We start from the raw sequence: 12,526 nt of genomic DNA on the forward strand, positions 1-12,526 counted from the left end.
CGGCTCTTTTTTGTGTTTATAGAAAGGACTTCTTGGGATAGTAGCTGAAAGACGGCAGTAGACTCGCAAAGCGAGTCTCATGTATAAATGCTGCTATGGGAAGTTCTTTTTATTTTTTGATTTGAGGGAAGGACGCCATTGTTAGAAGGGAAAAAATCATAATAACGAAATTACATTTTAAAAATAGTTTCTTTTTTATAAAAAACTATTTCATTGTTAGCGCTTTTATGTTAGAATAAACTTAGAAGGAGGTGGGATAATGACAGAAATAATTAGATTAGATACTGAGAAAAATAATGAACGTACTACTGATATAGATATTTTATCTACAGAGGGCATTCTTAAAAAAATTAATGCGGAAGACCAGAGTGTAGCAAGAGTGGTTGAGAAATGTATACCTCAAATTTCGAATTTAGTAGATAAAATAGTAGAACGAATTAGAATTGGTGGACGTTTGTTTTATGTTGGTGCAGGTACTTCTGGGCGACTTGGTATTCTAGATGCTGCAGAATGTCCCCCAACATATGGAGTAGATAATAATTTAGTAATTGGGGTTATAGCAGGTGGTAATGATGCGATGTTTGTTGCACAAGAAGGTGCAGAGGATTCAATGGAGTTACCTATAGTTGATTTATCGTCGTATCATTTTTGTGAAAAGGATATATTAATAGGATTAGCAGCAAGTGGTAGAACGCCTTATGTGATTGGGGGACTAAAATATGGGCAACAACTAGGAGCTCTAACAGCAGCTATTTCATGTGTTACAAATGCAGAAATTTCAAAATATGCAGATTACTCAATTGAAGCTGTAACAGGAGCTGAAGTTATCATGGGGTCTACTAGGATGAAAGCGGGAACTGCTCAAAAATTAATTTTGAATATGATTTCTACTAGCGTAATGATAAAACTTGGGAAAGTATATAAAAATTATATGGTAGATTTAAAGCCTACTAATCAGAAGTTAATGATTCGCTCAAAAAATATGATTAGAACCCTTACGGGAGTTTCTCAAGAACAGGCAGATTTTCTTTATGAAGAAAGTGGACATAATGTGAAAAAGGCATTAATTATGGAAATTATGAATGTAGATAGAAATACAGCTGAGAATGCGCTAGAAAAAGGGAATGGGCATATTAAGAGTGCTATTCAGCTTCTAGGAGGTGAAATTTGATGCAAGATATGGAATTGATAGTTTTTGAAATTATTAGTAATGGTGGGAATGCAAAAGCATTAGTTTATGAAGCGATAGAGGCTTCTGAAAAAGGAAAATTTAAGGAAGCAAGAGAGCTTCTTAATGAAGCAGATACTTTTTTAAATAAAGCTCATCAAGTGCAAACGGATTTAATTCAAAAAGAAGCAGCTGGAGAAAGAAATGAAGTTACTGTGCTATTTGTTCATGCGCAAGATCACTTGATGACTTCGATAGAAGTTAGAACATTGGCAGAAAATATCATTCGAATGAATGAAAGACTTTGGAAGTTGGAGAATAGAGAGTAGAGAGTAGGAATAAGAATGGCTAGATTTAGAAAATGGACTGTAAAAAATATGGAACAGAATAAAAAATACAAAACTTCTTTAGGGATTACTGATTATGATATTCCTATGTTTGGCTATAAAAGTATTATGTTAATTTTTGTTTCAATTATCCTATCAATGTTTTTGATTCCAACTTTTTGTAATTTGATTCAAATTGATTTTAAATGGCCATTTATTATTGTGGGTAGTATTATAGCGGGATTTACAGTATCATTTTCTCAGTTTTTTATAAATTCCAAAATAGGTATCACAAAATTATTTTGGTTAATAGGTATAATTTGGTCTGTTATTATTGGGATAATCTATTACTTTATTGTTATGACTGGAGTAATTTTATAAAAAGTGGAGGTGAAATTATGAAAATATTATTAGTTTGTTCAGGGGGTATGTCAAGTGCTATTGTTGCTAAAGCTTTACATGACGCTGGTGCAAAAGAAGGTTTGGAATTAGTAGTAGATGAATGTGGTACACAAGCTTTTGCTGAGAAAGTAAAAGAAGACTATAACATTTCACTTGTGGCACCACAAATTAGACATCGTTATGATGTATTGAAAGCTAGCGCAGATGAAGTAGGGGTTCCTTGTTTATTGATAAAACCTCAAGGATACACTCCTCTAGGAGGACCGAAATTGCTTCAACAAATTAAAGAAGAATTGGAAATAAAATAGGAAAGTGGGGATTTTTTATGTTTGATAAAATAACAGAGTTTATGGATACAAAGCTATCGACTCCGATGGCAAAATTAGCTGAGCAGCGTCATTTAAGAGCAGTTCGTGATGGTATTATTGCAACACTACCAATTATTATTGTTGCTTCTATGTTTTTAGTAATTGCATTTTTACCAAATTCTTTACCTAAAGATTGGGGAATTACACAATTTATTCAAGCAAATCAAGCGAAAATTTTATTACCATATCGTGTTTCGATGTATATTATGTCATTGTATGCAGTTTTTGGTATAGGTTTTTCTTTATCATCTTCATACGATTTAGATGGTTTATCAGGAGGGATTTTAGCTGAACTTGCTTATTTATTAACAATTGTTCCTAAAGTTGTTCCAGCTGCCTCTGCAGAAATAAAAACTTTAGCAGAAACTAGTGAGCCATTAAAAAATTATTTATCTTCATTACCTTCAGGTTTTGTTTTACCGATGGCGAATTTAGGGTCAGCAGGTATGTTTATAGGTATTTTATCAGCATTTTTAGCAGTAGAAATTTATCGTTTTACTCAAAAGAGTGGATTCAAAATTTCAATGCCACCACAAGTGCCAGCTTCAGTTGCTAGATCTTTTGAATCGTTAACGCCTACAGTTATTGTATTATTATTAGTTTCTACAATTACAATGTTTATTGGCATTGATGTTCATAAAATTGTAGGAGGAATTGTTGCTCCTTTAGTACAAGCAACAGATTCTATTTTTTCAGTAATCATTATTATTTTCTTAACACAATTCTTTTGGTCATTTGGTATTCATGGCTGGTCAATTGTAGGGTCTTTAGCAAGACCGCTATGGTTAGTATTATTAGATGAAAATACCGCTGCGTTTGCTAGTGGAAGTGCTATTCCGAACATTGCGGCAGAACCATTCTATCAATGGTTTGTAATGATTGGTGGATCAGGGGCTACTATTGGTTTGGCTATTTTACTAGTTTGGCGTTCAAAATCAACTTATGGTAAATCGCTTGGAAAAACAGCTTTAATTCCAGCAATTTGTAATATTAATGAGCCTTTAATCTTTGGAACACCTATTGTGTTAAACCCTCAATTGATTATTCCGTTCATTTTAGCTCCTCTAGTAAATAGTGTAATTGCTTGGGTAGCAATGTCTACAGGGCTAGTAAGTAGAGTTGTTGCGAGTGCTCCTTGGACACTTCCTGGACCAATTGGTGCCTTTTTAGCAACAGGAAGCGATTGGAGAGCGCTTGTATTAAATGTTGTATTAATTGTATTATCAATTTTAATTTATTATCCATTCTTCGTAATGTATGACAAATCATTATTGGCTCAAGAGCAAGAGTAGTAAGAATGTATCTTTTAGCCCTGTTCTTGTAACAGGGCTTTTTACTAATATATTTTAAGGAGAAAGTGAATGAAAAGATTAGGATTGTCGATTTATCCTGAAAAGAGTACCTTGGAAGCAATTAAGGGATATATTAAAGATGCGAGTGAGTTAGGTTTTTCTAGAGTGTTTTCTTGTTTGTTATCTGTAAATAAACCAGCAGAAGAAATAAAAAAAGAGTTTACTGAAATAAATACTTATGCACATGAGTTAAATTACGAAGTTATTGTGGATGTGTCTCCAAGAGTATTCGGGGAATTAAATATATCTTATAAAGATTTATCTTTTTTTAAAGAAATTGGAGCAGATGGAATTCGTTTGGACGCTGGCTTTTCTGGATTAGAAGAATCTATAATGACGTATAATCCTGAAGGGTTAATGGTTGAAATTAATATGAGTAATAATGTTCATACAATAGACACAATAATGGATTATAGACCGAATAAATATAAGTTGTATGGATGTCATAATTTCTATCCACATCGTTTTTCTGGATTGAATTTAGATTTTTATAAGGAATGTACACAAAGGTTTAGTAAATACGGCATAAATACTGCAGCGTTTGTGACTTCACAAGATGAAAGAGCTTTCGGGCCATGGCCGACAACAGAGGGATTACCAACATTAGAAATTCATCGCAATTTACCATTAGATGTTCAAGTAAAACATCATATTGCAATGGAATTAGTAGATGATATTTTAATTTCTAATTGTTATCCAACTAAAGATGAATTAGAAAGTCTAAAAGGATTGGATTTGAATCTTGTAACATTTAATGTGGAACTAGTTAAAGATATTCCTGAAATTGAAAAGAAAATTGTTTTAGAAGAGTTTCATTTTAACAGAGGAGATCAAAATGATTATTTCATTCGTTCAACTCAAAGTAGAGTGAAATATAAAGGACATAATTTTCAAGTTTTTAATGCTCCTAGTGTTATTAAAAGAGGAGATATCATTATTGAAAGTAGTGAATATGGACATTATGCAGGTGAATTACAAATTGCTCTGAAAGATATGGAAAATTCTGGAAAATCGAATGTAGTTGGTAAAGTTGTTGATATTGAGCATTTTATATTAGATGAACTTAAACCGTGGCAGAAATTTAAATTTAGATTATGATAAGTAGGTTGAAAATATCATGAAAATATTATGGGGTGGAGCAACTGCTGCTAGTCAATATGAAGGTGGGTTTGAAGGTGGAAAAGGATTAGATACTCAAGATTGTAGACCTTATTTGCCACGTACTTCTAATGCTACAGAGGAAACTAGATTGTTGACGAAAGAAAAAATAGAAGAAGCTAAGATAAAAAGTTCTAATCAATATTATCCGTTTAGAAATGGTACAAAAGGATATGAACATTTAGAAGAAGATATTGAATATTTAGAGGAATTAGGGCTAGATATTTATAGATTTTCAATAAGCTGGGCTCGATTGTTTCCAAATGGTATAGATGAGTCACCTTCTCCTGAAGGAGTTGCTTATTATGATAAAGTTTTTAAATTATTAGTTAAGAAGAAAATAAAGATTTTTTTAACGTTGAATCATTATGCTTTACCTATAAATTTAGTGGAATGTTATGGTGGTTGGAAAGGGAGAGAATGTATTAAATATTTTCTTCATTTTGTACAATTTGTTTTCGAAAGATGGGGGGAGTTGGTTGATTATTGGCTACCGTTTAATGAAATAAATGCGGGATATTTTAGTCCGTTTAATGGAGTAGGTTTATTAAAAGGAGAAGATGGGTATAATTTATCAGAAGTTTTTCAAGCTTTACATCATCAGTTTGTAGCGAGTGCGAAAACGATTCGTTTAGCCAAACAAATGAAGTTGAAAGGGAAATTTGGATCAATGATTGCTTGTTTTTGTTATTATCCTCTAACAAGTAATCCAGAAGATAATCTTAAATTGTTGTTTGAAGAACAAATGAATCAATGGTATTGCATGGATATTTTATCAAAAGGAGAATATCCCTATTATTCATCAAAGTTTTTTGAATCTAAGAATATTACATTAAATATTACGGGTGAAGATAGAAAGGTATTAAAAGAAAACACTTGTGATTTTGTTTCTATATCGTTTTATACTTCGTCTGTCATTACTGTTGATGAATCGGAAAAAGTAGCAGGAAATTTAGTGGTATCCACAAAGAATCCATATTTAAAAGCTAGTGAATGGGGATGGCAAATAGATCCAGTTGGATTAAGAACTTCATTGCATCGAGTATACGAAAGATATGGAAAACCTGTTATAGTCTCAGAAAATGGATTAGGTGCAAGGGATGTATTAACAGAAGATTATCAAATTCATGATTCTTATCGAATTGATTATATGAAAGCTTATTATGAACAAGCTCAATTAGCTTTTTTAGATGGTGTACCTCTTGAGGCATTTATTGCTTGGGGAATTATCGATATTGTTTCTGCAGGTAGTTGTGAAATGGATAAACGTTATGGGGTAATCTATGTAGATGCAGATAATTATGGTAACGGTAGTTATAAACGATATAAAAAAGATAGTTTTTATTGGTATAAGGACTTTATTCAAAGGTATAAATCTGTGGGGAAGTAATTAAATCAGAAGATATTCAAAAGAAGAATAATCAGATATAAAGAGAGTGTGTAGAATGAGTGTATTATATAAAATTAAAAGTTCAATAAATGCTCTTACAGATACAGAATATGTGATAGCAGATTTTATTTTGAAAAATAGACAACTAGTATTGGATTCTAATGCAAAAGAATTAGGAGATGCTACAAAGACTTCAGCATCTGCTTGGGTTAGATTTGCAAAAAAAATGGGGTATAGAGGATTACCTGCATTTAAAGTAGAGTTAGCTAAAGAGACTGAAATAGCTAGTGTTGAAGATGAAATTGAAACTTTTTTAAATCCCAATGATTCTTTACAATTGTTATTGAAAAAAACTGAAAATATGGTATCTCAAAATATAAAAGAGACTTTTAATTTAATAGATTATCATGAATTAGAAAAAGCAATCGAAGCAATTAGTGGTGCTAAAACAATTTATTTATTAGGTGTTGGAGGAAGTAGTGTTGTTTGTTTAGATTTTTATCATAAAATGACTAGGATTCATCAAAATGTTATATATGATAGAGATTTACATACATTAATGGCGCGAATTGCTCAATTAGAAAAAGATGATGTGGTAATTGTTGTTAGTTATAGTGGAGAAACTGAATCTGTTAATACTGTTGTTAAGAGTGCGAAGAAAATTGGTGCGAAAATTATAGGTGTGACTAAATTTAATTTGAAATCCACGCTTTCTAATTTGTCAGATATTAAACTTTTTGTTCCGATTGAAGAGAAGGAAATTCGATTAGGTTCAATCACTTCTAGAAATAGTCTTCTGATTATTACGGACTTACTGTATTATGGTATTGCAAAAATTGATTTTAATTCAACAAAAGGTTTGCTTGTTCGAACTCGTAATTTCATTAAGGGGGAATTATAGTGTTAGCAGTTGGATTGATGTCTGGAACTTCGTTAGATGGTGTTGATGTAGTTCTTTGTGATATTACCGGTAAAGACGAAGATACTCAGGTAAAGCAATTGAAATTTAAAACATATGGAATTCCTGAATATTTGAGAGAAAAAATAAGAAAATGTTGTAGTAGAGAATTGATTCCTGTAGAGTTAATTTGTTCTCTAAATTTTGAATTAGGGAAGTTATTTGCAGAATCAGTAAAAGCTTTATGTGAAGAATCTTCTGTGAATTTAGAAGACATAGCTTTTATAGCTAGTCATGGACAGACGATATTTCATATACCAAAAGCATTTTCTGATTATATTCCTAGTACATTACAAATTGGAGAGGCTGCTATTATTGCTAATGAATGTAGAACTACAGTAATCTCAAATTTTAGAGTGATGGATATGGCTGTGGGTGGAGAAGGTGCTCCTTTAGTACCTTACAGTGAGTATTTATTATATGCAGATGAAAATCAAGCTGTTGCATTACAAAATATAGGTGGAATTGGAAATGTTACGTTTCTTCCTAAAAAAGGAGATTTTACTAAAGTAATAGCGTTTGATACTGGACCAGGGAATATGATGATTGATGCTGCAGTACAAAAGTTATATGGAGAAAAGTTTGATAAAAATGGAGAGTATGCAAGTAAGGGGAAATTAATACCTCTATTGGCTGAGGAGTTGAAGAAACATCCCTATTTTGCATTAGATATTCCTAAGACGACAGGTAGAGAGATGTTTGGAGAGCATTACACATATGCACTTTTAGAAAAATATCAAGATTATAATAAGAATGATATTATTTTTACATTAACATGGTTTACAGCTTATTCTATTGCCTATCATTATAAAAAATATTTTATTCATCACCATAATTTTGATAAATGTATAATTGCTGGTGGAGGAGCTTATAATGAGTGTCTTATAAATTTAATAAAAAGAGAATTACCAGAAATTGAGATACTGATTCAAGAAGAACTAGGGTATTCTTCAGAGGCGAAAGAAGCGATAGCTTTTGTGATATTAGGCAATCAAACTTATCATATGAGACCGTCAAATGTACCTTCTGCAACAGGAGCAAGTAAAAGTGTTATTTTAGGGCAGATTACCTATCCAACTATATAAAATAAATAAACCTATTGTAGATGGACTGCAATAGGTTTATTTGTTAGAAGTAGAAGATACTTTCGTTTGCTGGACGAGAGGGGATAATTGTTAAAGTCTTATTGTGTGATTCGATTTCAGCTAAAACACTATTTAATACATGGGAGTTGTTTTTAATAACACTACCTTCAAAAGCAACAGTAATATTGTTTTCTTGATTACAAGATAATAAAGCTTTTGCAATATTTTTTCCGGCTTGTTTCGCAATAGATGTTAGAAATAGATTATTGTTGTAATCTAAGTATAATGTTGCTAATTTTGCTACTTCTGTTTTAGGACTGTTATATACTGTGTTTATAATTGATTGACGATTTGGGAAAATTTGTTGAATAGTAGGTAGTAAATCAAGGAAGTCCATAGGACTTTCGTTATAATCTAAGAAGTTTATATATGTTTTTAGAATTTGTTTTCCAATCCAATAACCACTTCCTTCATCACCAAGTATGTGCCCCCAACCACCTTTTTGAATAAATTGATTATTTTTTCTGCATAAAAGTGATGATCCTGTTCCTGCTATAAAAAGATTACCATCTTTATTTTTAAAAGTAGCAATATGACTCATTTTTAAATCTGATTCAATTGAAAATTTACAATGAAGTTTTTCCGCGAATGCTGATGTTAACTCTGGAATGAGGGTACTAGCTCCCGCCATCCCAATACTAATATAGCTAATATTGGAATAATTTACTTTATTTTTTAAAAGTAAAATTTCGATTACTTGAATGACATTGTTAACGGCTGTATCGAAATTAACAATAGGATTTCCCATTTCTCCTTTGATTCTATCGACAGCGTGGTTTTCTTGATATAAAATTCCAATTGTTTTTGTTCCTCCTGCATCAATTCCTATTTTCATGAAAAGACCTCCTTTTGATTAATATCGTAAAGTAAAAACACAAGAAATTCAATGCTAAGAATTTTTTCTTTCATTTCTTAACTAAAAATATGAAGATTATCGTTGTGCAACTAAAATAGCGATTGAAGCAGGATTTGATGGGGTGGAAATTTCTTCTTCCGTTGCATGTTGGAAAATATTTTTCGTAAGGAGTAAACGCCACATACATACAACTGGATAATCATTTCTATCATTTTCTCGTTCTTCATCTAATTTTTTTAATAACTTTTCTGTTGGTAATACTGATAGTATTTGTGGTGATTTTTCTAGTTCCCCTAAATTTTCTTCTTCACTAAATAGGTTTATTTGTGTTACAATGCTCATGTGAAAATTCCTTCTTTGATATTTTTAAACCAACTATATTATACAGGAATTTCCACTATTTTTTTAGTCGTAAAATTACAAAATAAACAAAATTGATACCATAAAATCTTTATTTTACGGGATTTCATGGTGCCGATTTTTATTTTAGTACTACTTCTATAGTATTGATTTCATTGGCTTTATTTAACTACGAAAATAATTCCTACTCAATCACCACTATTCCCCTTAGCTTGTATTACTTTGAATAACTTATCTTGAAATGTTTCCTTGCTCTTTTTGTCAAAATATATCTCTGTTACAAAGGTCTTTCCATTTATCTTTTTTGTAAGAATACCATCAGGTTTTTGAGGTTCTTCTGTCTGTATTTCTTTAATATCTGTTTTCTCATTTTCTGCCATTTAGTTCCTCCTTTCAACTTGCACAAAAAAGATTTCCTGTAATTAGAAACCCTCTTTTGTTTGGTTGATATTTAGTTTTAAGTTGTTATTGTAGTTTATTCTTTGATCTATACTTTCTTGCTAATTTTGAAACTAAAAAAAGAACAGTAAATCTTTTGTGGTTTACTGCTCTTTCCATTTGTTTTTTATTGTTTTTTTATTTGAAGCTATTTTCTATTAGCATCTGCACTTGTCCTAATGGGATATTAAATAGGATACCGTAAATGGACATTCCTAGCAACAATATTGCAACAACTATGCCTATTCCATAAAGACATCCGTTACTAACTTTAGATTTTTTTACTTTTATATTGATATAGCTATATATGAGAAACACCGTAAACATAAAAGTCAAAATATAATTTGGCAACATACTCATTATACTTTACCTTTTAGTTGCAAAATTTATTCCAAAACTCAACCCAGTCACTGTGTTCTTCTCTTTGGTCAATGTAAGTGAATGTTTCTTCGTCATACCAATCGTGATTTACTATATCGTCAATAGTCTTAGGAACAAAAAAGTTGAAAAATTCTTTCTTGAATGAGTTTCCGTATTGTAGATAATAGGAACCTACCATCTTGGTGAAATTAGTTTTCTTTACATCTTGTGGTCTATAAAGAAGTGCTTCACCAACCTGAGTTAAATCAGGGCTTACCTCAAGAAAAACTAAACTTAAATCGCTTTTTTTATAGCCAAGTATAAAACTTCTGTACTTATAGGAAACAGTACGAAGTACTGCGAAATTAGCTCCACCTATATCTTCTGAATAAGCATAGATTATTTTATATTCTGAGCCATTATCTACTTTCCTATCAAAGATTTCTCTCATCAATGACTTGTTTCTATCACTTTTTGCTTTATCTAGTTCAACTTCTTTTTTCCCTCCAAACAGTCCGAATAGTCCCATTTTTTGTTCCTCCGTTCATTTTGTTTTTGAATATAATTATATTTTATTTTATTGTACTACTTTTTAGTTATTTTTTCTATCTGGCATCAATTATTTTTTCGTTTGTTGCACTTGACTTGACAATTCACGAAGAATTTTTTCATTTTTTAACTGAAAATATGAAGATTCTTCCCATGCATTCTCATTGCCAATAAAGAATGTACATGTATATAATAACAATGCGAAATAGTGTGAAAGAGGTGTGGAGATGTTTCAAGATGCGACTAGTATGGCGCAAGCGGTTCGGGATAAGAAAGTGAGTCCGTTGGAATTAGTGTTAGAAACGATTGAAAAGGCGGAGCGATTGAATCCAAGATTAAATGCGATTGTTTCGACACGCTATGAAGAAGCAATAGAAGAAGCGAAGAAGTTTCAAGTGAATAATCAACCTTTTGCCGGAGTTCCCTTATTTTTAAAAGACTTAGGGCAAGAGAAAAAAGGGACACCGTGTACCTATGGTTCTCGTTTGTTGAAAGATTATATTTGTCATGAGACAAGTCATTTCGTGAAACGTCTAGAAGAACTTGGGTTTATTATATTAGGAAGAACAAATACGCCTGAGTTTGGGTATAAAATGGTGAGTGATGCTCAGTTACATGGTTCTGTTCGTCATTTTTTAGATGAAACCGTAAATGCTGGTGGTTCCAGTGGGGGTGCTGCTGCGATTGTTGCTGCAGGAATTTCGCCAATGGCAGCTGCAAGTGATGGGGGAGGTTCAATTCGTGTACCTGCTAGCCATAATGGATTGATTGGGTTGAAGCCGACTCGTGGTCGTGTTCCGGTGGGGCCTGGTTCTTATCGTGGGTGGAATGGAGCGACGGTTCAATTTGCTTTAACAAAAACGGTGAGAGATACTCGAAAGTTGTTATGGCATTTACAAACGTGTCAATTAGAAAGTCCGTTTCCATTGCCTTTGTTGCAAGAAGAACATTTATTTTCTCCTAAATTCAATCGTCCGTTGAAAGTAGGGATGTTATTAAAGCATCCAATTGGTGGGAAAGTTTCCGGTGAAGTGGAACAAGTTATTCGTCAAATGGCGAAGAAATTTGAATTAGATGGCCATGAAGTGAGTGAAATCACAGAAGACCCGATTAATGGAGTTGAACTTCAAAAAGGCTTTTATCTCATTAGTGAGGCAGAGACTGTTGTGATGTTTCAAGGGATGGAGAAACAATTGCAACGTCCGATGACTCGATCCGATATGGAATTGATGACATGGGTCATGTATCAAAGTGGGCTAATGGTGACAGGTGCTGATTATGCACGAGTTGCGGGTGATTGGGATCGTTATGCGGAAGCGATGATGCAACTTCATGATACGTATGATGTGTTATTATTGCCTACGGTTGCTCATACTGCACCGAAACAAGATGCATATTCTCTAGATGCTAACTTAATCGGGAAGATGGAGCATATTCATGAATTATCACATGAAGAACGTCAAGAAGTTGTATGGAAGATGTTTGAGTCGAGTGTGGAAGATACTCCATTTACTCAACGAATGAATATTACAGGTCAACCAGCGATTAGTCTTCCTGTGGGTTGTTCAAGTGAAGGGATGCCAATTGGAGTGCAATTAGTGGCTGCAAAAGGTAGAGAAGATCTATTGCTAGCAATTGCTGAACAGTGGGAACAAGATGAGTTGTGGAAGTTTTGATAAAGTTAAAAAAATTTCCA

The 12,526-nt window shown here is 32.5% G+C and carries 14 protein-coding genes; 10 read left to right on the plus strand and 4 right to left on the minus strand.

All coding sequences use genetic code 11. The annotated features are described in order from the left end of the window. Positions 1 to 259: 259 nt before the first annotated feature. From murQ to anmK, 9 genes are all read left to right on the plus strand, one after another. Positions 260 to 1,171: an N-acetylmuramic acid 6-phosphate etherase gene (gene murQ / locus LK443_RS04060; RefSeq protein ID WP_227932255.1), complete on the plus strand. Its 912-nt coding sequence runs from the start codon at positions 260 to 262 to the stop codon at positions 1,169 to 1,171. Beyond that, positions 1,171 to 1,497 carry a PTS lactose/cellobiose transporter subunit IIA gene (locus LK443_RS04065; RefSeq protein WP_227932447.1) on the plus strand — a complete coding sequence of 109 codons (327 nt, stop codon included), beginning with the start codon at positions 1,171 to 1,173 and terminating at the stop codon, positions 1,495 to 1,497. Before murQ ends, LK443_RS04065 begins: the two co-directional genes overlap by 1 nt. 15 nt (positions 1,498 to 1,512) lie before the next feature. Further along, the gene (locus tag LK443_RS04070) at positions 1,513 to 1,875 is read left to right on the plus strand and encodes a hypothetical protein (protein WP_227932257.1); all 363 of its coding nucleotides are present in this window, start codon (positions 1,513 to 1,515) and stop codon (positions 1,873 to 1,875) included. A gap of 17 nt (positions 1,876 to 1,892) precedes the next feature. After that, positions 1,893 to 2,204 (plus strand): PTS sugar transporter subunit IIB, encoded by a 312-nt coding sequence (locus LK443_RS04075; RefSeq protein WP_227932259.1) that lies wholly within the window; start codon positions 1,893 to 1,895, stop codon positions 2,202 to 2,204. Between the two features lie 17 nt (positions 2,205 to 2,221). Next, complete coding sequence (locus tag LK443_RS04080; RefSeq protein WP_227932261.1) at positions 2,222 to 3,556, plus strand: PTS sugar transporter subunit IIC; 1,335 nt, start codon at positions 2,222 to 2,224, stop codon at positions 3,554 to 3,556. A gap of 69 nt (positions 3,557 to 3,625) precedes the next feature. Beyond that, positions 3,626 to 4,714, plus strand: a complete 1,089-nt coding sequence (locus tag LK443_RS04085) for a DUF871 domain-containing protein (RefSeq protein WP_227932263.1) — start codon at positions 3,626 to 3,628, stop codon at positions 4,712 to 4,714. Between the two features lie 19 nt (positions 4,715 to 4,733). Then, positions 4,734 to 6,164: a glycoside hydrolase family 1 protein gene (locus tag LK443_RS04090; protein ID WP_227932265.1), complete on the plus strand. Its 1,431-nt coding sequence runs from the start codon at positions 4,734 to 4,736 to the stop codon at positions 6,162 to 6,164. A 55-nt stretch (positions 6,165 to 6,219) separates the two neighbouring features. Continuing rightward, complete coding sequence (locus LK443_RS04095) at positions 6,220 to 7,065, plus strand: MurR/RpiR family transcriptional regulator (protein ID WP_227932267.1); 846 nt, start codon at positions 6,220 to 6,222, stop codon at positions 7,063 to 7,065. After that, the gene (anmK, locus tag LK443_RS04100) at positions 7,065 to 8,207 is read left to right on the plus strand and encodes an anhydro-N-acetylmuramic acid kinase AnmK (RefSeq protein ID WP_322563568.1); all 1,143 of its coding nucleotides are present in this window, start codon (positions 7,065 to 7,067) and stop codon (positions 8,205 to 8,207) included. Before LK443_RS04095 ends, anmK begins: the two co-directional genes overlap by 1 nt. A gap of 43 nt (positions 8,208 to 8,250) precedes the next feature. On the opposite strand, the gene LK443_RS04105 is transcribed toward anmK, so the two are convergent. The 4 genes from LK443_RS04105 to LK443_RS04120 all read right to left on the minus strand — a co-directional run bounded on the left by LK443_RS04105 (position 8,251) and on the right by LK443_RS04120 (position 10,810). Continuing rightward, positions 8,251 to 9,102, minus strand: a complete 852-nt coding sequence (locus LK443_RS04105; protein ID WP_227932269.1) for a BadF/BadG/BcrA/BcrD ATPase family protein — start codon at positions 9,100 to 9,102, stop codon at positions 8,251 to 8,253. A gap of 96 nt (positions 9,103 to 9,198) precedes the next feature. Then, positions 9,199 to 9,465 carry a hypothetical protein gene (locus tag LK443_RS04110; RefSeq protein ID WP_227932271.1) on the minus strand — a complete coding sequence of 89 codons (267 nt, stop codon included), beginning with the start codon at positions 9,463 to 9,465 and terminating at the stop codon, positions 9,199 to 9,201. 206 nt (positions 9,466 to 9,671) lie between these two features. Continuing rightward, positions 9,672 to 9,863 (minus strand): transposon-encoded TnpW family protein, encoded by a 192-nt coding sequence (locus LK443_RS04115; RefSeq protein ID WP_227932273.1) that lies wholly within the window; start codon positions 9,861 to 9,863, stop codon positions 9,672 to 9,674. A gap of 431 nt (positions 9,864 to 10,294) precedes the next feature. Then, on the minus strand, positions 10,295 to 10,810 hold the full coding sequence (locus LK443_RS04120) for a hypothetical protein (RefSeq protein WP_227932275.1): 516 nt from the start codon (positions 10,808 to 10,810) through the stop codon (positions 10,295 to 10,297). Positions 10,811 to 11,057: 247 nt separating this feature from the next. On the opposite strand from LK443_RS04120, the gene LK443_RS04125 reads away from it, so the two are divergent. After that, positions 11,058 to 12,506, plus strand: a complete 1,449-nt coding sequence (locus LK443_RS04125; RefSeq protein WP_227932277.1) for an amidase — start codon at positions 11,058 to 11,060, stop codon at positions 12,504 to 12,506. Positions 12,507 to 12,526: the final 20 nt, after the last annotated feature.

This window comes from Granulicatella elegans (genome assembly GCF_020735385.1).
GTDB classification, from domain to species: Bacteria; Bacillota; Bacilli; order Lactobacillales; family Aerococcaceae; genus Granulicatella; species Granulicatella elegans_B.